The sequence below is a fragment of the Amycolatopsis sp. cg9 genome (genome assembly GCF_041346945.1).
Lineage (GTDB): Bacteria > Actinomycetota > Actinomycetes > Mycobacteriales > Pseudonocardiaceae > Amycolatopsis.
The window spans coordinates 10148366-10170962 of record NZ_CP166850.1 but is presented as its reverse complement, the minus strand read 5'-3'; the positions used below and the strand labels follow the sequence as shown (position 1 = coordinate 10170962).

20 protein-coding genes and 2 tRNA genes are annotated in these 22597 nt (G+C 71.4%); 12 read left to right on the top strand and 10 right to left on the bottom strand.

Translation table 11 applies throughout. The features are described from left to right. The first annotated feature begins 36 nt into the window (after positions 1 to 36). Together AB5J73_RS46810 and AB5J73_RS46805 are read left to right on the top strand one after the other, a co-directional pair. Positions 37 to 816, top strand: a complete 780-nt coding sequence (locus tag AB5J73_RS46810; RefSeq protein ID WP_370966475.1) for an NAD(P)H-binding protein — start codon at positions 37 to 39, stop codon at positions 814 to 816. Next, complete coding sequence (locus AB5J73_RS46805) at positions 813 to 1592, top strand: haloalkane dehalogenase (RefSeq protein ID WP_370966473.1); 780 nt, start codon at positions 813 to 815, stop codon at positions 1590 to 1592. The genes AB5J73_RS46810 and AB5J73_RS46805 overlap by 4 nt, the downstream gene beginning before the upstream one ends. A gap of 67 nt (positions 1593 to 1659) precedes the next feature. Here AB5J73_RS46805 and AB5J73_RS46800 read toward each other — a convergent pair whose 3' ends face one another. Genes AB5J73_RS46800 through AB5J73_RS46780 form a run of 5 tightly spaced genes read right to left on the bottom strand, consistent with a single transcriptional unit; the run spans position 1660 to position 6721 of the window. Then, positions 1660 to 2844 carry a hypothetical protein gene (locus AB5J73_RS46800; RefSeq protein WP_370966471.1) on the bottom strand — a complete coding sequence of 395 codons (1185 nt, stop codon included), beginning with the start codon at positions 2842 to 2844 and terminating at the stop codon, positions 1660 to 1662. 23 nt (positions 2845 to 2867) lie between these two features. Continuing rightward, positions 2868 to 4163 (bottom strand): hypothetical protein, encoded by a 1296-nt coding sequence (locus AB5J73_RS46795; RefSeq protein WP_370966469.1) that lies wholly within the window; start codon positions 4161 to 4163, stop codon positions 2868 to 2870. Further along, positions 4160 to 4615 (bottom strand): hypothetical protein, encoded by a 456-nt coding sequence (locus tag AB5J73_RS46790; protein ID WP_370966468.1) that lies wholly within the window; start codon positions 4613 to 4615, stop codon positions 4160 to 4162. Before AB5J73_RS46790 ends, AB5J73_RS46795 begins: the two co-directional genes overlap by 4 nt. Continuing rightward, the gene (locus AB5J73_RS46785) at positions 4612 to 5937 is read right to left on the bottom strand and encodes a hypothetical protein (protein ID WP_370966466.1); all 1326 of its coding nucleotides are present in this window, start codon (positions 5935 to 5937) and stop codon (positions 4612 to 4614) included. The genes AB5J73_RS46790 and AB5J73_RS46785 overlap by 4 nt, the downstream gene beginning before the upstream one ends. After that, positions 5921 to 6721, bottom strand: coding sequence for a hypothetical protein (locus AB5J73_RS46780; RefSeq protein ID WP_370966464.1), 801 nt, complete (start codon positions 6719 to 6721; stop codon positions 5921 to 5923). The genes AB5J73_RS46785 and AB5J73_RS46780 overlap by 17 nt, the downstream gene beginning before the upstream one ends. 168 nt (positions 6722 to 6889) lie before the next feature. Between AB5J73_RS46780 and AB5J73_RS46775 the strand changes: the two genes are divergently transcribed. After that, positions 6890 to 7447: a response regulator transcription factor gene (locus AB5J73_RS46775; protein WP_370966462.1), complete on the top strand. Its 558-nt coding sequence runs from the start codon at positions 6890 to 6892 to the stop codon at positions 7445 to 7447. A 31-nt stretch (positions 7448 to 7478) separates the two neighbouring features. On the opposite strand, the gene AB5J73_RS46770 is transcribed toward AB5J73_RS46775, so the two are convergent. Next, positions 7479 to 7555 (bottom strand) — tRNA-Pro (locus AB5J73_RS46770). 79 nt (positions 7556 to 7634) lie between these two features. Between AB5J73_RS46770 and AB5J73_RS46765 the strand changes: the two genes are divergently transcribed. Continuing rightward, positions 7635 to 7708 (top strand) — tRNA-Gly (locus tag AB5J73_RS46765). Here the strand turns inward: AB5J73_RS46765 and AB5J73_RS46760 are convergent. Next, positions 7660 to 12345: a HAMP domain-containing protein gene (locus tag AB5J73_RS46760; protein WP_370973554.1), complete on the bottom strand. Its 4686-nt coding sequence runs from the start codon at positions 12343 to 12345 to the stop codon at positions 7660 to 7662. The two genes, AB5J73_RS46765 and AB5J73_RS46760, sit on opposite strands and share 49 nt — an antisense overlap. A 138-nt stretch (positions 12346 to 12483) precedes the next feature. Here AB5J73_RS46760 and AB5J73_RS46755 point away from each other — a divergent pair, with 138 nt between their 5' ends. From AB5J73_RS46755 to AB5J73_RS46745, 3 genes are all read left to right on the top strand, one after another. Beyond that, on the top strand, positions 12484 to 14100 hold the full coding sequence (locus tag AB5J73_RS46755) for a SpoIIE family protein phosphatase (RefSeq protein ID WP_370966460.1): 1617 nt from the start codon (positions 12484 to 12486) through the stop codon (positions 14098 to 14100). An 82-nt stretch (positions 14101 to 14182) separates the two neighbouring features. Then, positions 14183 to 14725 (top strand): type 1 glutamine amidotransferase domain-containing protein, encoded by a 543-nt coding sequence (locus AB5J73_RS46750; protein WP_370966458.1) that lies wholly within the window; start codon positions 14183 to 14185, stop codon positions 14723 to 14725. Between the two features lie 125 nt (positions 14726 to 14850). Next, complete coding sequence (locus tag AB5J73_RS46745) at positions 14851 to 15015, top strand: hypothetical protein (RefSeq protein ID WP_370966456.1); 165 nt, start codon at positions 14851 to 14853, stop codon at positions 15013 to 15015. A gap of 60 nt (positions 15016 to 15075) precedes the next feature. On the opposite strand, the gene AB5J73_RS46740 is transcribed toward AB5J73_RS46745, so the two are convergent. Beyond that, the gene (locus AB5J73_RS46740) at positions 15076 to 15486 is read right to left on the bottom strand and encodes a hypothetical protein (protein WP_370966454.1); all 411 of its coding nucleotides are present in this window, start codon (positions 15484 to 15486) and stop codon (positions 15076 to 15078) included. 151 nt (positions 15487 to 15637) lie between these two features. On the opposite strand from AB5J73_RS46740, the gene AB5J73_RS46735 reads away from it, so the two are divergent. From AB5J73_RS46735 to AB5J73_RS46725, 3 genes are all read left to right on the top strand, one after another. Next, positions 15638 to 16066, top strand: coding sequence for a helix-turn-helix domain-containing protein (locus AB5J73_RS46735; RefSeq protein WP_370966452.1), 429 nt, complete (start codon positions 15638 to 15640; stop codon positions 16064 to 16066). Between the two features lie 170 nt (positions 16067 to 16236). After that, positions 16237 to 17334, top strand: a complete 1098-nt coding sequence (locus AB5J73_RS46730) for a hypothetical protein (protein ID WP_370966450.1) — start codon at positions 16237 to 16239, stop codon at positions 17332 to 17334. A gap of 138 nt (positions 17335 to 17472) precedes the next feature. Beyond that, positions 17473 to 18312, top strand: coding sequence for an SAM-dependent methyltransferase (locus AB5J73_RS46725; protein WP_370966448.1), 840 nt, complete (start codon positions 17473 to 17475; stop codon positions 18310 to 18312). 52 nt (positions 18313 to 18364) lie between these two features. Here the strand turns inward: AB5J73_RS46725 and AB5J73_RS46720 are convergent, their stop codons facing one another. Beyond that, a complete protein-coding gene (locus AB5J73_RS46720; protein WP_370966446.1) occupies positions 18365 to 19198 on the bottom strand; it encodes an aldo/keto reductase in 834 nt (277 codons plus the stop codon). A 23-nt stretch (positions 19199 to 19221) separates the two neighbouring features. Further along, on the bottom strand, positions 19222 to 20406 hold the full coding sequence (locus AB5J73_RS46715) for an MFS transporter (RefSeq protein WP_370966444.1): 1185 nt from the start codon (positions 20404 to 20406) through the stop codon (positions 19222 to 19224). Between the two features lie 140 nt (positions 20407 to 20546). Between AB5J73_RS46715 and AB5J73_RS46710 the strand changes: the two genes are divergently transcribed. Then, positions 20547 to 21008: a MarR family winged helix-turn-helix transcriptional regulator gene (locus AB5J73_RS46710; protein WP_370966442.1), complete on the top strand. Its 462-nt coding sequence runs from the start codon at positions 20547 to 20549 to the stop codon at positions 21006 to 21008. Positions 21009 to 21252: 244 nt separating this feature from the next. After that, positions 21253 to 22524: an ROK family protein gene (locus AB5J73_RS46705; RefSeq protein WP_370966440.1), complete on the top strand. Its 1272-nt coding sequence runs from the start codon at positions 21253 to 21255 to the stop codon at positions 22522 to 22524. Positions 22525 to 22597: the final 73 nt, after the last annotated feature.

Here is a 22597-nt window from a genome sequence, read left to right as displayed (position 1 = left end):
GGTACCTACTATACCGGCGAAGGTAGCGTCGCTCGCATGATCGTTGTCACCGGAGCTACGGGCAATGTCGGACGGCCGTTGGTGGAGGCGCTGACGGCGGCGGGTGAAGAGGTGCGGGCGGTGTCCCGCGGCGGGCCGGATCGAGCCGACTTGTCGGACGCGGCATCGTTGCGGCCGGCTTTCGCCGGGGCGTCGGCGGTGTTCCTGCTGCTGCCGCCGGGTTTCCGTGGGCCGTTGGAGCGGGTGCTGGACCAGGTCGGCGGGGCGCGGGTGGTGCTGCTGTCGTCGCAGGGCGTCGGAACGGGCCGCCACCCTGCCTTCTTCGAAGACGCGGTACGGGCGGCAGGTCCGGAGTGGACGATCCTGCGGCCCGGCGGTTTCGCGTCGAACGCGTTGCAGTGGGCGGAAAGCGTTCGGGTCGCGCGGGAAGTGGCGGCCCCCTTCGGTGACGTCGGCTTGCCGGTGATCGACCCGGCGGACATCGCGGCGGTGGCCGCGGCGGCCCTTGTGGACGCCTCGCACGCGGGCCGGACGTACGAACTGACGGGCCCGGCCCCGATTTCTCCTCGCGACCAAGCGGCGGCGATCGGCGAGGCGCTGGGGGAGCCGGTGCGGTTCGTCCCGCAGACGCGCGAGGAAGCCTTTTCTTCGTTCGCGGCCGTCATGCCGCCCGAGGTGGCGGCAGCGACGCTGGACATCCTGGGTGCGCCGTCGCCGGCGGAGCAGCGGGTGAGCCAGGACGTCTCGCAGGTGCTGGGCCGCCCACCTCGTTCCTTCGCGGAGTGGGCCGCCCGCAACGCGGTGGCGTTCAAGTGAGCCAGTTGTCCTATGTAGACGTCGGCACCGGCATGCCGGTGGTGTTCCTGCACGGCAACCCGACGTCATCGCACCTGTGGCGCAACGTGGTTTCGGCGGTGCCGGAGCGCAGGCTGGCCCCGGACCTGATCGGCATGGGCGCCTCACCGCGGCCGCCGATCGACTACTCGTTCGCCGACCACGCGCGCTACTTGGCCGAGTGGTTCGACGATCTGTCGTTGGAAGACGTGGTCCTGGTCGGTCACGACTGGGGCGGCGCGCTGGCGGCGGACTGGGCAGCACGACACCCGTCGCGGGTCCGCGGCTTGGTGTTCACGGAAGCGGTCTTGAAGCCGATGACGTGGGAGGAGTTCCCGCAGGCGGGAAGAGAGGTGTTCCGCGCGCTCAAGACACCCGGGGCAGGCGATCCGATGATCGAGATGTTTCTGAAGGCGCTCCCACCGGAGTACGAAGCCATGTACCCGACACCGGAGTCGCGGATCCCGTTGCTGCGGTGGGCCCGTTCGATGCCTTTGGGTGGCGAGCCGCCCGAGGTGGTGTCCCGCATCGAGGCGTTCGACGGCTGGCTGGCGGCTTCCCCGGACGTCCCGAAGCTGCTGATCACGTTCGACCCGGGCCCGGACACGATGCTGACCCCGCCGATGATCGACTGGATGTCGGTGAACTTCGCGGCGATGGCGGTGGCCCACCACCCGGTGGTGGCGGGCCACCACACACCGGAGGACCAGCCGGGCCTGATCGCCGAGACCGTGACCGAGTGGCTGACCCGGTTGTAGCGGACCCGAGGCCGTGCGCAGCGGGCCGGGCTCCGGCCCCGCCGCAGTGGCGGACCGTCGGACACGGTCAGTTCCGCCGGGCGAGGGCCACCACCCCCGGCCGGTGGCCGTTGCGACGCGGCGTCACCGGACGCTGGGCGGACCCGGTCGCCGCGACCCCGGCCGGGTGCTGCCGGTCGATCGGCAGCACGCCCGGCGTGCTCGTCCGCTCCGCCAGCCGCAGTGACTGCGCGGACGTGATCCACTCCTCGGCCGGCTCGGCGATCTCCAGCAGCAGTGCCTCGAACTCCGAGCGGGTCGTCTCCAGGATGTGCGGGGCGGCGAGCCAGCGCAGCACCTGCCGCCCGGTGACGGCCATCCGCTGCCGCGGCGAGGAGACGAGCCGTTCGTCGAAGTAGCGGATGAGCACCTCGTCGACGGTGTCCCACGCGTTCGTCGCGCCGAACAGGTCGAGGACGTCTTCCGCGCCCAGGATCCGGAACGCCTCGGTCAGCAACTGCATCACCTCGACGCGCAGCACGTTCAGGTGGCCGTACGAGGTGAACTTCAGGTTGTTCCGCAGATCCAGCCCGCTGCGCCGCACGACGGCGACGCTGCCGAAGCTCGGGTCGTAGGCCCGTTCCCGGAGGACGTCGGAAATCCGCTTGTCCCGCCAGAACAGCGCGACCTGGTTGCCGAACTGCGTGAACAGCTGGTGGAAGTCCGTGTTGGGCCGCGCGTTCGCCGAGCCCGGTCCCCGGCCGTAGCCGAGCACCCGCCGGTAAGCGCTGACCCGGTCCCGCTTGGTGTAGCGCAGCACGTCGCGCCGGTCGAAGCGGTAGAGCCCGAACGCGCCCGGTCCGTCCGAGAGCCGGATCGCGCCCCGCTGGAACAGCTCCTGCAGCTTCTGCACGACGCGGAACACCCCGATCCGCTCGTGCTGGTAGAGGTAGTACAGGTCGCCGACGGCGATGACGCGCTCCGATGCGACGGTTTCGTCGTAGGCGTCGACGCCGGGCGGCATGCTGGTCTGCCCGAGGTCGGGTGCGCTCGCGTCGCCGAGCCCGACCAGCGACGCGATGCCACCGTCGGCCGGGCCGGGCCGGGTGCGCTGCTCGGTCTCGACCGCGGTGAGCATGTCGTCGAGCTGCTTGAGGACGGCGTCGCCGAGCTTCGGGTCGCTGCCCAGCTCGTTCGCCAGCTTGCCGGCCACCTGCCCGCGCAGCGCCGCGACGCGGTCGAACAGTTCCCGGTATTCCTTTTCGGTTCCCATGGTGTCCCTCCCCTGCGGTTCGGTTACTGGCCGGGCCGCTTGCGCGGCTGCTGGGCCTTCGACGTCTCCGCCTCGGGCGGTTCGGCCTGCTCGGCGTCGTTCCGCTCGCGCGATCCGGTGGCGGGCGACGGCCCCGGGACCCCGATCGGCGTGGCGATCCGCACGACCTCCAGCAGGTGGTCGTCGAGCTCGTCGATGGCGCGTTGCACCCGGCTGCTGAAGAAGCCGGGCGGCAGCGTGGCGCGGAAATTGCCGGGCACGTCGCGGTTGTCGCCGTTCGGGCACGACCGCGGCAGTTTCGCGACGAGGCGCTGCAGCTGGGTCGCGACCTGCAGAAACGCCGACCCGACGCCCTCCTTGCCCGCCGACTCGATGAGCTGGCTGCCCTCGACGGCGGCGAAGTCGTGGACCCAGCGCAGCAGGCCGCCCAGCGACATCGTGCCGCCGTCGGTGTCGGGGATCCGCAGCACCTCCAGGTCTTCCTGCTGGATGAACACCGACTGCAGCATCGCGACGACTTCGTCGACCTGCGCCGCCGTGGCCGCCAGCAGCTGGGACAGCGCGACCACGGCCGGGCCGAAGTACGGCTGCCCGGTCGCGGGCTGCGAGAACGGGTCGATCCGGCTGCGGGAGTCCAGCCAGCCGCGGTGCAGCGACACCACCCAGTCCACCAGCGTGATGAAGGAGGTCTGGATGCGCTCCTCTTCGATCGTGTTGACCTCGCGTGAAGTCAGGCCGAACTCGTCGCGCAGCCGGCCGATGTGGCCGCGCACGGTGTCCGCTTCCGTGCCATCCGGTGCGCTCGACGGCCCGGTCTGCCCGAGCAGCAGCGCGAAGAGCTGATCGACGCGGGGTACGCGGATGAGCGGGCTCTCCAGTTCTTGGCGGATCTGCTCGAGGTCGTGCCGGACGAGGGCCCGCAGACCTTCGGCGTTGTCGGGATCCGCGTTCGTCCGCAGTGGACGGAGGGCGTCGAGCAACGCGAGCGCGTCTTTCGCCGCGCTGCGGGCGCGGGCCGCCAGGGACGCCTGACCGCCGGTGACCGCGCCCAGGTCGGCCTGGATCGCGTAACCGCGCGGGGTCCACTTCGCCTGGGTGCGCCCCCCGACCTCGGACAGCCCGAAGCTGCCGGTCAGCGCGGCGACGAAGCCCTTCGTGTCGCCGTCGCGCCACTTCCAGCCGAGGACGTCACTGATCGCTTGCTCGGCCAGCTTGCCCGCCGGGGGCGACGAGGGATACGGCCGGACCGACGACGGGTACGCCGTGTCGACCTCCTGCGCCTGCGGCAGCTGCGCGCCGCGGTCTTGTTCGGTGTTCATCGGTCTGCCCCACATCCGTCGAGTACGGCCAGTTCCACTGCTTCTCGCCAGCACCGCAGCATCGCGTCTTCCGCGTCCCGCAACGCGTCGACGCAACGGTCGGCGCCACGCCTGACGCCCTTCACCCACCCGCGCCATTCGGCCTCCCGCTCCCGGGCGCCGCGCAGCAACGCGGTCACCGTGGCGGGGGACCGGTACTCGTCGTCGATCCGGCGGCGGATCCACAACAGCGCGGTGGCCGTGGTGTACAGGCCCTCGGCGGTGGCGGGTGTCCGCGCCGCCGCGAGGAGTTCGGCGGTGCCCTCGGTGGCGACGTCGCCGAGGTGGTCGGCCACGGCGAGCCCGTCGCCCGGCGGGCGGTCCTCGCACACCGCCAGTTCGAGACCGTGCCAGGCGTCGGCCAGCAGGGCGACTTTTGCCCGCAGGCCGGCGAATTCGGCGCGGAATGTCATCGTGACTTCCTTCCGAGCTCCTCCATGAAGAACCCGACCAGCCGCCGGGGTGGCGCCATCCGCCGGTCGAGCGCGAACCGGACCGCGCCGATGAGGAACCGTTCCGGCACCACGCCGGGCGAGACGCCGTCGGCGAGGCGTTCGGCGGCTTCTTCGATCATCGCCTGCTCCTTGGGCTCGAACCGCAGTACCGCGGCCAGTGGCCGGTTTCCGAGCGACGGGTACGACGTGAAGCACATCGCGTCCACCACCGCCGGGATCGCTGTGGCGGCCGTGGCCTGCAGCGCGTCCGGAGCTCCGAACAGCTTTGCGCCCGGGTAGAGCCGTCGCCACAGCTCGGCGTAGGAGTCCGCGTGCCGGCGGAAACCCATGCGCCGCAACAGCTCGATCGAGAGCTTCGCCCGCAGGTACGGCACCGGGTGCACGGCGCGGGGCGAGAAGCCCAGGGTTTCCAGGCTGGTCCGGCCGATGACGTCGATGAGTGAACCGACCACCGCCGGGCCGCCCAACGACACCGCGGCCAAGTCCGCGAACGTCTCACGGTTCCAGCGGACCCAAACCGCCACCACCTCGGCCGGCACGCCCGCTTCGGTGAGCCGGGTCGCCAGCCGCAGGGGGATCGCCCGAGCCAGCCCGAGGTCGTTCTGCAGGTTGTGGCTGACCTCGTGCAGCACCGCGCCGAGCGTCCAGGGGTTCACCAGCCGGTGGTACGGCAGCTGGATCAGCGGAAACGGGTTCAGCCGGTTTCCCAGCCGCCGCAACGGAATCCCGCGCCGTGACGTCGCCGGGCCGCCTCCGTGCCGCAGGTAGCAGAACGGCGGCGGCGTCGGGATCGGCCGCCAGCGCCCGAGACCGAGGTAGGCGTACTGGTAGCAGTCCAGCGCGATCCGGTCGCAGGCGACCAGCCACGGCGCGAACGCGGTCTGCCGCTGGTTGAACAGGTCGAGGTAGAAGTTCCAGATCTGCTCGGTCGCGCGCACCCAGTGGTGCGCCCGCGACTTGGCGCGCAGTAGCTCCGCCGGGTCGACCGGCTCGGCGGCGGCCCGGTCGACTGCCTGCACCGAAGTGCGCAGCGGCCCGCGCAGCGTCGTCATCATCCGGTTGACCGCGACCAGGTGCGCCCGGCTCGGCCCGGTCGCCGGGTCGCCGAACTCCTCCCACCGGAACGGCCGCAGTGCAGCGGTGTGCCGGCGCGCGTTGGTGACCTGGGTCCGCGCCCACCCCGCCAGGCTTTCCCCGGCCGTCGGCCGTGCTCGCCGGAACCCGGTGGGCACGGCCGCGGCGCCGGTTCGGACGGGGCGTGGCTCAACGGCGGTGTGCACGGCCGCACGCCTTGCGCCGTCCGGAGCCGGCGCGCGCCCGGGCCCGCCGAGCGGTGTGCTGCCGGCGTCGCGGCTGCTGCGGGCGCGGCCGGTGGCCTTGGCTGTGGCCGCCGCGGCCGTGGCTGTGGCCGCGGTGCGGTCCGCTCGCGGCATCCACGGCGTGACCGACCAGCCGCCGGCTGACGTAGCGTGCGTTGATGGGGCGGCCGTCGGCGTAACGGCGGCCGACGTCGCGCGCGGTCTGGCCGAGGATCCGCGGCACGTGGCGGACGGCGTGCCGCGTGGCCGGGTTGCGCCACAATTTCTTGCCGAGGTTGACCGCGCCGCGGATGAGCTGGGGGCCGTGCTTGACGATCTTCGGCAGAGCCCACTTCGCCGCCTGGAACGCGAGCGGCGCGAGCGCGGCGAGAAAAGCTTCGGCTTCCTGCTCGCTCTCCGCGTTTTCGGCCTGGAAAGCCAGCTGCGCCAGCATTTCCGCATCGGAGTAGACGCGCCGGGCGGGATTGCTGAAGCCCTCGTCCTCGAGCTCGAACTCCGCCTCCAGCTCGCGGACGACCGCTTCGAACTCGGCTTCCGCCTCGTACTCCTCTTCGTACTCGTCTTCGTCCTCGTACTCGAGCTCGTCTTCCAGCTCCCCGGCCAGCTCGCCGTATCCGCCTTCGTCTTCGAACTCGCTCTCCAACTCGCCGAGGCCGGTCTCCAGTTCGTCTTCGAGCTCCGCCTCCACCTCCCGGATCAGTTCGTCTTCCAGCTCGCCATCCACGGCCGGGTAACGACGGCTCATTGCGTTCCCCTCTCGTCGAGCACCCAGTGCACGCTGTCCGGGCCGGGACGAGTAGTCGCACGTCCGTGGCGGGCCCGATCCGGCTAGTCGGTCGTTGTCACACGAATCGACGATGCGCGGCAGCCGTTTTCCGGGTTTGCTTGGAGCGGAGGAGCGGGGGGAACGTCGATGACGACGAGTTTGTCGGCCGTGGCAGCCATGCACACGCCGGTGCGGCACCGCGAGGCCAGGAGGCCGGCGGTGGGGGACGACGAGACCGTCCGAGGCCTGGCGAGAGCGTTGGTCAGGCGGGCCGCCGAACTGGCGGACCCGGACTCGGCGGGGCGGAGGCCGCTGCTGGACGTGACGGAGATGGGTGTCCGCTGCCTGCTCGTGCCGGTGGTGCCGGCGGCGCACGACCTGCTGAGCCCCCGGGAGCACGAGGTCGCCCGGATGGTGGCGCAGGGCTGCACGAACCGCGCGATCGCCCGGGTGCTCGACATCAGCCTGTACACAGTTTCGGCCCACATGCGGCGGATCTTCACGAAACTCGGAGTGGGCACCGCGCGGCGATGGTGGCGGCCCTGTCGGGCCAGGACGCACCCGGCGGCTTCGACGCGGTCTGAGGCGGGCCGTCACCATCGCCGCTGCCCGCGATTGCGGCACTGCGGGTTCCGCTACCGAAGACGACTCGGATCGCACCTGAGCAGGCGCGGGGACTCGGCCCCCGGGGTGGGGGAAGGGTAGGAGGCGTCCGCGAAGCGAAGCCTCGAACATCTGGTCGGGATGACAGGATTTGAACCTGCGACCCTCCGCTCCCAAAGCGGATGCGCTACCAAGCTGCGCCACATCCCGGCACACCCCCAGGGGGGTGTGCGATCAGCCTAGCGCGTCACGCTAAGCTGGCCACGCACCCGGGTACCTCCGGGGGCACGCGGGTGTAGCTCAATGGTAGAGCCCTAGTCTTCCAAACTAGCTACGCGGGTTCGATTCCCGTCACCCGCTCCACTCTCGTAAGAGGCGGCGTCGCGAGCCGAAGCGGCGTCTGCCTCCAGGGAAGCCGCGATCACGTCCAGGAGCTTGTCCGTGTCCACCGGCTTCGTGATGTAGTCGTCCGCCCCGCTGGCCAGCGTTCGGGCCCGGTCCTCCGCCGTTGCCTTCGCGGTCACCGCGATCACCGGCAGGTCCGCGTTGGCCGCCTCCGCGCGGATCGCCGCGATCGTTGCGTTGCCGTCCAGCTCGGGCATCATGACGTCCATCAGGACCAGTGCCGTGTCCTCGTTGCGCTCCAGGGCTCGGATGCCGTCGACGCCCGTCTCGGCGTAGATGACCTCCAGGCCCGCCTGCTCCAGGACCGCGGCCAGGGCGAACACGTTCCGCAGGTCGTCGTCGACGATCAGGACCTTCTCGCCGTGGAAGCGCTTCGGGGTGACGTCCGGGGCGGCCACCAGGACCGTGCTCGGGACCGGCGGGAGCCTCGGCGAGGACAGCGCCGTCACCGCCGGGTCGACCAGGTTGGCCGCCGCCACCGGGAGGTACAGGGTGAACGTCGAACCCACTCCCGGTTCGCTCACCACGCGCAGCTCGCCGCCCAGGAGCTCGGTCAGCTGCTGGCTGATGTTCAGGCCGAGGCCCGTGCCGCCGTACTTGCGGCTCGTCGTGCCGTCCGCCTGGCGGAACGCCTCGAAGATGACCGCCAGCTTCTCCTCCGGGATCCCGATCCCGGTGTCCTCGACCGCGAACGCGATGATGCCCGGCGCGTTCCGCAGCGCCTCCTGCTCCACCTCCGCCGGGTCGGCCGCGCGGATGTGGAGGCGGACGCCGCCCTCGTCGGTGAACTTCGCCGCGTTCGAGAGCAGGTTCCGCAGGATCTGCTGGAGGCGGTGCTCGTCCGTGTGGACGCTGCCCGGCACCGGCGGGTCGATGTGGACGGCGAACTCCAGGCCCTTGTCCGCGGTCAGCGGGCGGCACAGGGACTCGACGTAGTCCACCAGCTCCGGCAGCGTGATGTCGGACATCTGCATGTCCAGCCGGCCCGCCTCGACCTTGGCCAGGTCCAGGATGTCGTTGATCAGCTGCTGCAGGTCCGAGCCCGCCGCGTAGATCGTCTTCGCGAACTGGATCTGCTTCTCCGTCAGGTTCCCTTCGGGGTTCTCCGACAGCAGCTTCGCCAGGATCAACGCGCTGTTCAACGGCGTCCGCAGCTCGTGCGACATGTTCGCCATGAACTCGGTCTTGTACTGCGACGCCACCGTCAGCTGCCCGGCGCGCTCCTCCAGTTCCTGGCGCGCCTGCTCGATCTCGCTGTTCTTGACCTCGATGTCGCGGTTCTGCTGGGCCAGCAGCGCCGCCTTCTCGGCCAGCTCCGTGTTGGACCGCCGCAGCTCGCCCTGCTGGGCCTGCAGCTGCTCCGAGCGCGCCCGCAGCTCCTGCGCCAGCCGCTGCGACTCGGTGAGCAGCGCTTCCGTGCGCGAGTTCGACAGGATCGTGTTCACGTTGACGCCGATGGTGTGCCGCAGCTGCTCCAGCAGGTCCTGGTGGACCGTGCTGAACTCGTTGACCGACGCCAGTTCCAGCACGCCGAGCACCTCGCCCTGGAACAGCACCGGCAGCACGATCAGGTTCACCGGCGCCGCCGAGCCGAGGCCGGACGAGATCAGCGCGTACTCCGGCGGTGCGTTGTGGACCAGGATCGTGCGCTGGTCGACCGCGGCCTGGCCGATCAGCGACTCGCCCATCCCGAACCGCAGGCCGGCGCGGGACTGCGCGAGCCCGTAGGCCGCGATGCACTCCAGCACCGTGCCGTCGCGGTCGTCGTCGCGGGCCAGGAAGAACGCGCCCTGCTGGGCCCGGACCAGCGGGGCCAGCTCGGACAGGATCAGCGCCGCGACCGACGCCAGGTCGCGGTGCCCCTGCATCCGCCCCGACAGCTGCGCGAGGTTCGTCTTCAGCCAGTCCTGCTCGCGGTTGGTCCTCGTCGTCTCCTTGAGGTTCGCGATCATCTGGTTGATGTTGTCCTTGAGGTCCGCGACCTCACCGGACGCGTCGACCGTGATGTGCCGGGTCAGGTCGCCGGCCGTCACCGCGGTCGCCACCTGCGCGATCGCGCGGACCTGCGTGGTCAGGTTGCCGGCCAGCTGGTTGACGCTCTCGGTGAGCCGCTGCCAGGTGCCGGACACGCCGTCGACCTCGGCCTGGCCGCCCAGCTTGCCCTCGGTGCCGACCTCGCGCGCCACGCGCGTCACCTCGGAGGCGAACGCCGAGAGCTGGTCGACCATCGTGTTCATCGTGGTCTTGAGTTCCAGGATCTCGCCGCGGGCGTCGACGTCGATCTTCTTCGTCAGGTCGCCCTTCGCGACCGCGGTGGTCACCTGCGAGATGTTGCGCACCTGGCTGGTCAGGTTGTGCGCCATGAAGTTGACGTTCTCGGTCAGGTCCTTCCAGGTGCCGGCCACGCCGGGCACCCGCGCCTGACCGCCGAGGATGCCTTCGGTGCCGACCTCGCGGGAGACGCGGGTGACTTCGTCGGCGAACGCGCGCAGCGTCTCGACCATCCCGTTCAGCGTCTCGGCCAGCGCCGCGACCTCGCCCTGGGCGACGATCGAGATCTTCTTCGACAGGTCGCCGTTGGCCACGCCGGTCGCGACCGTGGCGATGCTGCGCACCTGGTCGGTCAGGTTGGTCGCCATGACGTTGACGTTGTCGGTGAGGTCCTTCCAGGTCCCGGCGACACCGCGCACGGTGGCCTGGCCGCCGAGGATGCCTTCGGTGCCGACTTCGCGCGCCACCCGGGTGACTTCGTCGGCGAAGGCGGACAACTGGTCGACCATCGTGTTCAGCGTGGTCTTGAGTTCGAGGATCTCGCCGCGCGCGTCGACGGTGATCTTCTGCGTCAGATCGCCCTTCGCGACCGCCGACGTCACCGTGGCGATGTTCCGGACCTGGTCGGTCAGGTTGTTCGCCATGAAGTTGACGTTGTCGGTGAGGTCCTTCCAGGTCCCCGCGACGCCGGGCACGGTGGCCTGGCCGCCGAGCTTGCCTTCGGTGCCGACTTCGCGGGCGACGCGGGTGACTTCGTCCGCGAACGCCGAGAGCTGGTCGACCATCGTGTTGAGCGTGGTCTTGAGTTCGAGGATCTCGCCCCGGGCGTCGACCGCGATCTTCTGGGTCAGGTCGCCGCGCGCGACGGCGGTGGCGACCTGGGCGATGTTGCGCACCTGGGTGGTCAGGTTGTTCGCCATGAAGTTCACCGAGCCGGTGAGGTCGCGCCAGGTGCCGGCGACCCCCGGGACCTGCGCCTGCCCGCCCAGCTGTCCTTCGGTACCCACTTCGCGGGCGACTCGGGTGACTTCGTCGGCGAAGGCGGACAGCTGGTCGACCATCGTGTTCATGGTCGTCTTGAGCTCGAGGATCTCACCGCGCGCGTCGACGGTGATCTTCTGGGTCAGGTCGCCCTTCGCCACGGCCGTGGTCACGTGCGAGATGTTGCGGACCTGGTCGGTGAGGTTGTCGGCCATCCCGTTGACCGAGTCGGTGAGGCTGCGCCACGTCCCGGCCGCGCCCGCCACCTCGGCCTGGCCGCCGAGCTTGCCCTCGGAACCGACTTCGCGCGCCACGCGGGTGACTTCGCCGGCGAACGCCGAGAGCTGGTCGACCATCGTGTTCAGCGTGTTCTTCAGCTGCAGGATCTCGCCGCGGGCGTCGACGTCGATCTTCTTCGTCAGGTCGCCGTTGGCCACCGCGGTCGCCACCTGGGAAATCCCGCGGACCTGGTCGGTCAGGTTGTCGGCCATCTGGTTGACCGAGTCGGTGAGGTCGCGCCACGTCCCGGCGACGCCCGCCACCTGGGCCTGGCCGCCGAGCTTGCCGTCCGAGCCGACCTCGCGGGAGACGCGGGTGACCTCGTCGGCGAACGACGAGAGCTGGTCGACCATGGTGTTGATGGTGTTCTTGAGCTCGAGGATCTCGCCGCGGGCGTCGACGTTGATCTTCTGGGTCAGGTCGCCGCGCGCGACGGCGGTGGTGACCTGGGCGATGTTGCGGACCTGCTCGGTGAGGTTGTCGGCCATGAAGTTGACCGAGTCGGTCAGGTCGCGCCAGGTGCCGGACACGCCCGGGACGACCGCCTGGCCACCGAGACGTCCCTCACCCGCGATCTCGCGGGAGAGCCTCGTCACTTCGGCGGCGAAGCGGGACAGCTGCGCGATGAGGCCGTTGACCGTCTTGGCCAGCGTGGCGTACGCGCCCTGCAGCGGGCGGCCGTCCAGCGTGAGGGTCATCGGCTGGGACAGGTCACCGTCGGCGACGCCGCCGAGCACGCGCTCGAGCTCGATCGCCGGCCGGGTGAGGTCCTCGACCAGGCCGTTGACGGCGTCGACGGCGGTGCTCCAGCCGCCGGGGCCGACCTCGCCCTCCAGGCGTTCGAGCAGCCTGCCTTCCTGGCCGACCGCGGTCCGCACCCGCAGCAGCTCGCTGACCAGCCGCTGGTTGCGCTCGGCGATGTCGTTGAACGCCACCGCGAGCTGCGCCGAGATGCCGTCGCCGTGCGGGACGAGCCGCCGGCGGAAGTTGCCGTCCCCGAGATCCCGGACCGCCACGAGCAGCCGTTCCAGCGCGGCCGCTTCGCTCTGGGATTCCGTTGTCATGTGTGCCGACCCTCTCCACCACGCATGCGCCAGCCATGGTCGTCGACCCAGCGTGCCATGATTCGCCCTACACTTCGAGCCAGTCCGCCCACCACGCGGTAGCCGTGCGACAGCAGTCCGGAGGCAGGAGGTCCGTGCATGGTGTCACGTCCGGCCCCGGCGTCGGCGGCCCTGCCGCCGATCACCGGTGAGGACGGGCCGCCGGGCTTCGACGCCTTCGGGCGGGCCGTCCTCGAAGACGTGCGCGACGCGGTGTTCCTCCAGGACGCCGAAGGGTCGGTGCGCTGGGCGAACCCGGCGGCGCGCACGCTGACCGGCGGCGCCGAGCCGCGGCTGCACCCGGCCGCCGAGACGGCGGCACCGGCGGCTTCGTCCCTGGCCGGGGGCTCCGCCACCCGGATCCCCGCGAACCCGACGGTGGGTCACGTCGAGGCGGCAGGTCACCGGCGTCCGGCCCGCATCCGGGCCCTCCCGGGCGGCTGGCACGCCTGGACCGTCCCCGCGGAGGAGGTCCCGCAGCGGCACGTCGGCGACTTCCTGGCCGAGGCCGGGCCCCGGCTGGCCGGTGCGCGCGGGCGCCACGGCACCGCGCGGGTGATCGCCGAGCTGGCCGCGTCCGCGCTGGCCGAGACCGTCTTCGTGCTGCTCCCGACCACCCGCGGCCGGTGGGAGTGGTGGAGCTGCGAAGGCCCGGCGGCGCAGGGCCACGGCCGCATCCGGCGGGTCCCGGCCCAGGTCGCGCCGGTGCTGGCGGCGACGTTCGGCGCCACCGGCCGCCCCCAGCTCGCGCCCGTGCCCGCGCCGGAGGTGGCGACGCTCCCGTCGGTCGTCGCCGACCGGTTCGCCGGGCACGCCGAGGTCTCGGTGGTCTCGCTCGGGCCGGGCGCGGGCTCCGGCGTCACCGGCGCCCTGCTGCTGGGCCGGCGCGCCGACCCCGAGTTCGGCGCGGAGCAGACGCGTGCGGTGGTCGAGTTCGCCAAGGCGGCCGGGACGGCGCTGGCCAACGCCCAGCGCTACGCCCGCCAGGAGGAGGCCACCCGCGGCCTGGAAACGACGCTGCGGCCGATCGACCCGCCCGAGCTCGAGGGCACCCGGTTCGAGACCTGGTACGAGCCGGCGGGCGGGGTGCTCGCGGTCGGCGGCGACTTCTACGACGTCCTCCCGCACGACGACGGCAGCGCGTTCCTGGTGCTCGGCGACGTCTGCGGCAAGGGGCCGGAGGCCGCGGCGCTGACCGGCCGGGTCCGGCACGCGCTGACCGCGCTGGCCATGGTCGAACGCGACGGCCGCACGCTGCTGCGGCTGCTCAACGAGCTGCTCATCGCCGGCGGCAGCAGCCGTTTCGCCACGCTCGTGCTCGGCACGGCCCAGCCGTCGGACGGCGGCGTCGACCTGACGCTGGCCTCCGGCGGGCACCCGGCGCCGCTGATCGTGCGCCGGTCGGGCGTGGTCGAGGAGGTCACCGTCCCGGGCACGCTGGTCGGCATCTCGCCGCAGGCCCGGTTCGCCGAGGCCGGGGTGCGGCTCGAGCGCGGCGACATGTGCCTGCTCTACACCGACGGCATCACCGAGGCCCGCAACCGCCACGACCAGACGGAGCTCTTCGGCGACGACCGCCTGCGCGCGGTGCTCACGGCCGCGGCGGGCGAGCCGGCCCGCGAGGTGGTGCGGCGGCTGCGGCAGGCCGTCCGCGATTGGCTCGGAAGTTCGGCCCACGACGACATCGCGGTGCTCGCGGTGGAGTGCCCCGAGTGATCTCCTGTCCTTTGTAGACCGGGGTTTGACCGCCCGCGGATGGGGTAATTCTCCGGGCATCGATCCCGATGACAGGAGTCTCATGGCGAACGCACTGAACGGGCGCCGCGTCGCGATCCTGGCCGCGGACGGCGTCGAACAGGTCGAACTCGAGCAGCCGCGCCAGGCCGTCCTCGACGAAGGCGCGACGGTCGAGCTGGTATCCCTCGACACCGGCGAGATCCAGGCGATGAACGGCGACATCGACAAGGGCGACCGCTTCCCGGTCGACCGCAAGGTGGCCGACGTCGGAGTCGGCGACTTCGACGCGCTGCTGCTGCCCGGCGGCACGATGAACCCGGACAACCTCCGAATCGACCCGGACGCGGTCCGGTTCGTGGGCGACTTCGTCCGGGCGGGCAAGCCGGTCGGGGTGATCTGCCACGGTCCGTGGACGCTCGTCGAAGCGGATGTCGTACGAGGGCGGCGGCTGACGTCGTACCCGAGCATCCGCACCGACCTGCGTAACGCCGGCGCCACCGTGCTCGACCAAGAGGTAGTGGTCGACAACGGCCTGGTTTCCAGCCGGAACCCGGACGACCTCCCGGCGTTCTGCCGCGAGGTCGTGCGCTCGTTCGCGGGCTGAGGTCCTTTGTAGACGTTCACCCGGACGTGCGTGTTAAGTCCCGCTTAAATTTGTTGGCATTCGGCACCCGGGCGGAGGACGCTGAGGGTGTGACGAGGATCGCCCGGCGAGAGGAGGTGGACGCGATGACGGTGCAGGCAAGGCGCTACGGCCGCTGGTGCCGCGAGCACTTCGACGCGATCGCCCCCGTGGGCGTTCCGGTACCCCGCGGCGCCGAACCCGCCGACCAGGCCCGGCCGGAGCACGAACCGGAGCCGGTGCCGCCGGTGGCCGAACAGCCGCAGGGCTGACCACGAACGTGAAGAAGGCCTCCCCGGCTGCGGCCGGGGAGGCCTTTTCGCGCGGCCGGGTCAGCGGTAGCTGCGCCGGTACCAGACCCGCCGCGGACCGGGAACGCCGATGCGCGCGATCACGTCGGTCAGGATCGCCCCGATGACCAGCCAGATCACCGCCGCGAGGCCGTCGTTGAGGAACGTCGCGAGCTTCTCCGAGTCCGGCGTGAACAGGTTGCGCAGGCCCAGTGAGACGCCGGACGACCACTCGCTGATCAGGTGCGCGAAGCCGTTCGCCGAGTTCGCCTCGCCGATGACCAGCACGATGTGCACGGCCAGGACCAGCGCGAACACCGCGCAGACGAGGTGGATCAGGGCGTTGATCGTGCGGACGACCCGGATGCGCGGGTGGGTCCGCTCCACGACTTCTTCCGTCGCGGCCGGTTCGTAGCGCGGTTCGTACGGCTCCTGGGGCGGGGGATACGGCATCGTCGCCGTCCTTTCGACTGTCCGATGTGGACGGATCTGGGCGTACGGTGGCAACCGGGAATACCCGTCACCCGGGTGAGCGAACCGCGAGTTCCTCAAACTTCCGAAAACGTTGAGATGATAGGGTCTTTTTCGGAACATGAGGAGGGTTATGGCGCAGGACGTCTTCTCCGTCGAACAGGTCGCCGCGAAGCTCGGCCTGCACGTCCGGACGGTCCGCAACTACGTGCGGGACGGGCGGCTGAAGGCGGTCCGGATCGGCAAGCAGTACCGGATCACCGCCGAGGACCTCGAGGCCTTCACCGGGCTCCCGGTCACCGAGCGGGCCGCGGTGGCGCGGACGGCGGAGCTGTCGGGTGTCGTCGAGCTCGGCGGCGTCGACCGGGCCGGGGCGGACCGGATCTCGACCATGGTCGTGGCCTCGGTCAACGGCCCGCGGGACGGCGCTGAGCGGCCCCTGCGCGTGGAGACCATCTACGACAAGGAGCGCGCCACGATGAAGATCATCGTGCTCGGCGACCTCGCCGCGGGCGCCGACCTGCTGCGCTGGGTGGCTTCGGTGGCCGAGAACCTGACGTGACCTGCGGCGCCGGGTGCCGGCCGCTGCCTGGTGCGTTGCGCCGGGGTTGCGGGTCGCGGTCGCGCACCGGCTCCCCGCCTCGGTGGGGGACCAGGCGGCCCGGCGCCCGCTGGGCCGCGCGACGGAATCCCGGCCGGGGCGGGCAACCCGGTCCCGCGCGGGACGTCCACGTGATCATGAGAATCCCGGCGCTGCTGGCGTCCGTCCTCGCCCTCCTGGCCGTGTCCGTGCTCCCCGCGTCGGCGGAAACCTCGGTACCAGCGGGATTCCGGCCCGCGTCGACGAGCTGGACCGGGCCGGACACCGGCTACGTCCTCGGCTATGCACCGTGCGCGAAGACGTGGTGCCCGGCGCTGCTCGGCACGACGGACGGCGGTGCGCACTGGCGGCGGCTGGGTGCGCCTCCGGTCCCGTTGCCGGACAACCACAACCACGTCGCGCTGACGTGGGTCAGCGACCGCGTCGCGTACGTCAGCGATGGCGTGCACGTGCGCACGACCCGGGACGGCGGTGCGACCTGGCACCCGGTCGGGCTGATCGGCGCGCGCGAGCCGTACTACCTCTCGAAGATCGCCGAAACGGGCGGTCGCGTGTTCGCGGTGCTCACCAGCTACGGCGAGGGCCGCGGCTCGACGCGGCTGTACTCCGCGGCCGCCGGGTCGCCGGTGCTGGCCCCGGTGCCCGGGTTCGCGGTCACCGGCTCCCTCACCTACGGCGATCTCTCCGTCGGCGGCGGTGTGCAGGTCGCGCTCGGCGCGGACTACGGCACCGAGGAGTACTGGACCTCCCGCGACGGCGTCCGCTTCACCCGGGCCGATCCGCCGTGCCCGGCCGGGTTGGTCGCCTCGCTCGCCAACGTGCGGGAACGGCAGGTCGTGGCGTTGTGCAGCAGCAGCCCCGGGTCGCCGCAGCCCGGCTCGACCGAACGGCGGCTGCGGCACGCCCCGCAGCTCGGCGGCGTGTTCAGCGGGAGCGACGCGGCGCCGTACACCGGGATCACGCAGGGGTTCGGCGCCGCTTCGCCGACGTCCGTCACGGTCGCGGCGGTGGGCGGTGGCACCGGGTTCCTGCACCGCACGGCCGACGGCGGTCGCACGTGGACGACGACGGCGCTGTCCGAACGAGGGCTCGGGCTGGCCGATCTCGACTTCCCCGGCCGCGGCACCGGGGTCGTCGTGGACGGTCAGCCGGATGCCGCAGGCGGTTCCGCCGTGTACCGCACCACGGACGGCGGAATGTCCTGGCGCGAGCTGCGTTTCGGGCAATAGTCCCTGGCAGCCAAGGCCCTTCGGCCTGGTTCACTTGGTGCACCCCATGTCGTAGGCTGAGCACTGTCCGTTGCCGGACACGGTGAGCGAAGCCCGCACAGGGTGCCGTCCGCCGCGTGCAGAGTGGGAGATCAGCCGATGACGCCTGGCGACCTGCGGCCCGGAACTGAGGGCGGCGCCGCCGCGCTCGATTTCAGCAAGGCGAGCCTGGCCCGGTTGTCCGACGCGCTGCTCGGCGGCCACGACCACTACGAGGTCGACCGCGAAGCGATGCGGCGCCTGCTGGCGATCGCGCCCGGCGCCCGCACCATGGCGAAGGAACACCGCGACTGGCTGGTGCGCGCGGTGCGGTTCCTGGCCGGCAAGCGCGGCGTCGACCAGTTCCTCGACCTGGGTTCCGGCATGCCGACCGCGGAAAACACCCACCAGGTGGCGCAGCGGTACAACCCGGACGCGCAGGTGGTGTACGTCGACAACGACCCGGTCGTGCAGGTGCACGGCCGCGCCCTGCTGGAAGAGAACTACCTGACCCACGTGACGGGCGCCGACCTGACCCGCCCGGCCGACACCCTCGACGACGACGTCGTCAAGGAGTACCTCGACTTCACCCGGCCGGTGGCGCTGATCCTGACGTCGATCGTCCACCACATCGACGACTACGACCGCGCGAAGAAGATCGTCGGGGAGTACGTCCAGGCGCTCGCGCCCGGCTCGTACCTGCTGCTCACGCACAACTTCGACCCGGAAGAGGACTCGCCGAGGCAGGAACTCGCGCGGCTGCTGGAAACGAGTTTCCAGGGCACCGGCCTGGGCAGCGTCCACCGCACGCGGGAGCAGATCCAGGCGTTCTTCGAAGGCACCGAGCTGCTGCGGCCGGGGCTGGTCTACCTCCACGAATGGTGGCCGGACGGCCCGCGCCTGCACCCGCTCAGCGAGCTGAACTTCCTCACGCTCGGCGGAGTCGCCCGCAAGCAGTGACGTGAACGACCCGTTCATGTCGCCTGACGACATGAACGGGTCGTTCACCACATCAGGCGGCGTTGAAGGAGTCCGGGTCCGGGCCGGTGCGCTCACCGCGGTCCAGCGGGCGCAGCGACTCGACCTCCTCCTCCGTGAGGGTGAACCCGAACAGGTCGAAGTTCTCCGCGATCCGCGACGGCGTCACCGACTTGGGGATGACGACGTTGCCCAGCTGCAGGTGCCAGCGCAGCACGATCTGCGCGGGCGTCCGGCTGTGCTTGACCGCCAGCTCCGCCACCACCGGGTCGCCCAGCAGGCTGCCGCCCTTGGCGAGCGGGCTCCACGCCTCCGTCGCGATGCCGTGCTTCGCGTCGAACTCGCGGACCTCCGGCTGCTGCAGGTACGGGTGCAGCTCGATCTGGTTGACCGCCGGGACGACGTCGGAGGCGTCCATCAGCCGCTCGAGGTGCGCGGGCTGGAAGTTGGACACGCCGATCGCGCGGACGCGGCCGTCGGCGTAGAGCTTCTCGAACGCCTTCCACGTGTCCAGGTACTTGTCCCGCTGCGGGGTCGGCCAGTGGATCAGGTACAGGTCGAGCTGCTCCAGGCCGAGCTTGGCCATGCTCTCGTCGAACGCCTTGAGCGTCGCGTCGTAGCCCTGGCTCGAGTTCCACAGCTTGGTCGTGACGAACAGCTCGTCACGGGCCACTCCGGACTCGGCGATCGCCTGGCCGACGCCCTTTTCGTTGCCGTAGACGGCGGCGGTGTCGATGCTGCGGTAGCCCGCTTCGATGGCGGCCTTCACGGCGGTGGCGGTCTCGTCGTCCGGGACCTGGAACACGCCGTAGCCGAGCTGCGGCATCCGCACGCCGTTGTTGAGTTCGATCACGGGCACGCTGGTCACGAGGTTTCCTTTCGGTGGGTGGTTCATCGGGCGAGTACCCGTTCCCCGGCTTCGAAACTAGCCGGGGTCCTGCGGTCGAGCAGGCCGGAGACGAGCGCCACGGCGAGGCCCGCCGCGGCGAGCGCGGCGCCGATCCAGTTGGGGGCGGTGTAGCCGAGGCCGGACTCGATGGCCTGGCCGCCGAGCCACGCGCCGCCGGCGTTGCCGAGGTTGAACGCGGCGATGTTCGCCGCCGAGGCCAGCGCCGGGGCGCCCTCGGCCTTGGCCATCACGCGGGCCTGCAGCGGCGGCACGGTCGCGAAGCCGGCGGCACCGAACAGCGCGATGGTGATCGCCGCCGGCACCTTCGCGTGCGCGGTGAAGACGAACGCGACCAGCACGATCGCCAGCGCGGCGAGGATCACGTAGAGGCTCGGCATGAGCTTGCGGTCCGCGGCCCGCCCGCCGAGCAGGTTGCCGGCGAAGAGGCCGGCGCCGAAGAGCACGAGCAGCCAGGTCACGGCCCCGCTGGAGAAGCCGGCGACCTCGGTCATCATCGGTGCGATGTAGGTGAAGGACGCGAACACCCCGGCGAAGCCGAGCGCCGTCATGACCAGCGCGAGCCACACCTGCGGGCGGCGGAACACGGCGAGCTCGCCGCGCAGGCCCGCGTCCGCGGCGGGTTCCTGGTGCGGCACCAGGGCGAGGATGCCGATGGCGCCGAGCACGCCCAGCGCGCTGACCACCCAGAACGTCGAGCGCCAGCCGAAGGCCTGGCCGAGCGCGGTGCCGGCGGGCACGCCGAGGACGTTGGCCACGGTCAGCCCGGTGAACATCAGCGCGATCGCGCTGGCCTGCTTGGCCGGGGCGACCAGCGATGCGGCGACGACCGAGCCGACGCCGAAGAACGCGCCGTGCGAGAGGGCGGCGACGACCCGGCCGGTCATCAGCAGGCCGTAGCTCGGGGCGAGCGCCGAGAGCACGTTGCCGGCGATGAACAGGCCCATCAGGGCGACCAGCACCGTCTTGCGCGGCACCCGCGAGGCCAGCGCGGTGAGCACGGGCGCACCGACGACGACGCCGAGCGCGTAGCCCGAGATGAGCAGGCCTGCGGACGGGATCGAGACGCCGAAGTCGGCCGCGACCTCGGGCAGCAGGCCCATGATCACGAACTCGGTGGTGCCGATCCCGAAAGCGCTGATCGCCAGTGCGAGCAGAGCGGCGGGCATGGACTTCCTTCTTCCCGGGGTAGACTGGTTATGGGCGTTGGCAACTACGAGCGTCCGAGATAGTTGCAGACGCCGTATATTGCACGAGCTCGATAGTGCAGCGTGCAAACGGTTGCGCGCAAGCCCGGGAGAGGTGAACCGTGTCACTGGACGACGACGCCGTGGAGGCACGCGCGCAGGGCTGGCGCACGCTCGCCGCGCTCCACGCGCGGATCGAGGACAAGTTGCAGCGCGCGCTCGAGCGCGACCACGAGCTGTCGGTGAGCGAGTACACCGTGCTCGACGTGCTGGCCCGCCAGGACGGCTTCCACCTGCGGATGAACCAGCTCGCCAACGCCGTGGTGCTCAGCCAGTCGGCGACGACGAGGCTGGTGACCCGGCTGGAGGGCCGGGGCCTGCTGGCCCGCTACCTCTGCGCGGACGACCGCCGCGGCATCTACACGGAGGTGACGCCGGCCGGGCAGGCCCTGCTGACCGCGGCCCGCCCGACCCACGACACGGCGCTGGCGGAAGCGCTCGCCGAGGCCGGGGCCTTGCCGGAACTTTCACCGCTGGTCGGGGCGCTGGGCACGCTTTCCTTCCCGCCCGTGCCCTCCTCTTGACGCAAACTTGCGAAAGTCCGCCGAAACTCCCGCTGAGCGGCAACCTCCCGTTCGGCGGTGCCATTACGGCGTCCGGCCGCCCTAATCCCTGCTCCATCCGTGGGACACTTTTGCTTGCCGCGAGCGATAGTTTCGCTGGTCAGCACCGTTTGTCCGGCTTTCGCCCGTTCCCCCTCTTCGTTGACCGGATCGTTTCGCCCGCCCTAATTTGTTGTCCCACCAGACGAACTGGGGTGGTGTCGGCGTGGACTCCTCCTTCTCGCTCAAACCGGTGCGCCCGGCCGATCAGGCCGCCGTCCGGCGGAGCAACCTTTCGCTGGTGCTGCGGCACCTGCGGGACGCGGGTCCCCGGTCGCGGGCGGGGATCGCCGCGGACACCGGGCTGAACAAGGGAACCGTGTCCAGCCTCGTCGCCGAACTCGTCGAGCGCGGGCTGGTCCGCGAAGGCGACCGCGAGCGCGCCGGTGCGGTGGGGCGGCCGGGCACGATCGTCCGGCTCGACGGCCGCGGGGTCGGCGGGATCGGCGTGGAGATCAACGTCGACTACCTGACCGCGCTCGCCCTCGACCTCACCGGTGCCGTCCTGTTCGAGCAACGCGTCGCGCTGGACGTGGCCGCGCTCCCCGTCGAGAAGGTTCTCGACGCCGGTGCGGAACTGACCGCGCGGGCGCTGCGGGAGTGCCGGCGGCTCGGGGTCATGCCCGCCGGCGTCACCGTCGGCATCCCGGCGCTGGTCGACGTCGCGAGCGGCACCGTCGCCTTCGCGCCCAACCTGCACTGGACCGACGTCCGGGTGGTCCGCGGCATCACCGAGCGGCTGACCCGGCGGCTCGGCCCGCCGTCGTTCCCGATCCGCACGGCCAACGACGCGAACCTCGGCGCGCTCGGCGAGTACGCCATGGGCAGCGTCGCGGGGACCGCCGACCTCGTCTACCTGACCGGCGAGATCGGCGTCGGCGGTGGCGTGATCGCCGGCGGACGGCTGCTGGGCGGCGCCGAGGGGTTCTCCGGCGAGATCGGTCACATCCAGCTCGACCCGGCGGGCCGGATCTGCGGCTGCGGGCGCCGCGGCTGCTGGGAAACGCTCGTCGGGCTGGCCGGCCTGCTGCGGCTCGCCGCGGCGCCGGGCGACCCCGTGCACGACCCGTCGCTGGACCTCGAACAACGGCTCGACCTGATCCGCCGCCGCGCCGAGCTCAAGGACAAGCGGACACTCGACGCGCTCGCGCAGGTCGGCACCGGGCTCGGCGTCGGCGCCGCCGTGCTGATCAACGTCTTCAACCCCCGCGTGGTGCTGCTGGGCGGCTACTTCGCCCAGCTGGGCCCGTACCTGCTCGGGCCGATGCTGGCCGAGCTCGAAACCCGCGTGATCGCCCCGGGGATCGGGGGCTGCCGCGTCGAGCTGTCCTGGCTCGGGTTCTCCGCGGCGTCGCGGGGCGGCGCGCACGTGGCGCTGCAGGCGGTGTTCGACGACCCGGCACTGGTCCCGGTCCGCGCGGAGAGGGAGAGTGGATGACGCTCGTGCCCCCCGACCGGGTGGAAACACTTGATCGACTCGCGCGATGTAGATCGGGTGGGCGTCCGCGCGC

Coding starts and splice junctions, on each gene's coding strand:
- AB5J73_RS46810 (WP_370966475.1), top strand. CDS start 37: ATGATCGTTGTCACCGGAGCTACGGGCAATGTCGGACGGCCGTTGGTG.
- AB5J73_RS46800 (WP_370966471.1), bottom strand. CDS start 2,844: ATGGGAACCGAAAAGGAATACCGGGAACTGTTCGACCGCGTCGCGGCG.
- AB5J73_RS46795 (WP_370966469.1), bottom strand. CDS start 4,163: ATGAACACCGAACAAGACCGCGGCGCGCAGCTGCCGCAGGCGCAGGAG.
- AB5J73_RS46790 (WP_370966468.1), bottom strand. CDS start 4,615: ATGACATTCCGCGCCGAATTCGCCGGCCTGCGGGCAAAAGTCGCCCTG.
- AB5J73_RS46780 (WP_370966464.1), bottom strand. CDS start 6,721: ATGAGCCGTCGTTACCCGGCCGTGGATGGCGAGCTGGAAGACGAACTG.
- AB5J73_RS46775 (WP_370966462.1), top strand. CDS start 6,890: ATGACGACGAGTTTGTCGGCCGTGGCAGCCATGCACACGCCGGTGCGG.
- AB5J73_RS46760 (WP_370973554.1), bottom strand. CDS start 12,345: ATGACAACGGAATCCCAGAGCGAAGCGGCCGCGCTGGAACGGCTGCTC.
- AB5J73_RS46755 (WP_370966460.1), top strand. CDS start 12,484: ATGGTGTCACGTCCGGCCCCGGCGTCGGCGGCCCTGCCGCCGATCACC.
- AB5J73_RS46750 (WP_370966458.1), top strand. CDS start 14,183: ATGGCGAACGCACTGAACGGGCGCCGCGTCGCGATCCTGGCCGCGGAC.
- AB5J73_RS46745 (WP_370966456.1), top strand. CDS start 14,851: ATGACGGTGCAGGCAAGGCGCTACGGCCGCTGGTGCCGCGAGCACTTC.
- AB5J73_RS46740 (WP_370966454.1), bottom strand. CDS start 15,486: ATGCCGTATCCCCCGCCCCAGGAGCCGTACGAACCGCGCTACGAACCG.
- AB5J73_RS46735 (WP_370966452.1), top strand. CDS start 15,638: ATGGCGCAGGACGTCTTCTCCGTCGAACAGGTCGCCGCGAAGCTCGGC.
- AB5J73_RS46725 (WP_370966448.1), top strand. CDS start 17,473: ATGACGCCTGGCGACCTGCGGCCCGGAACTGAGGGCGGCGCCGCCGCG.
- AB5J73_RS46715 (WP_370966444.1), bottom strand. CDS start 20,406: ATGCCCGCCGCTCTGCTCGCACTGGCGATCAGCGCTTTCGGGATCGGC.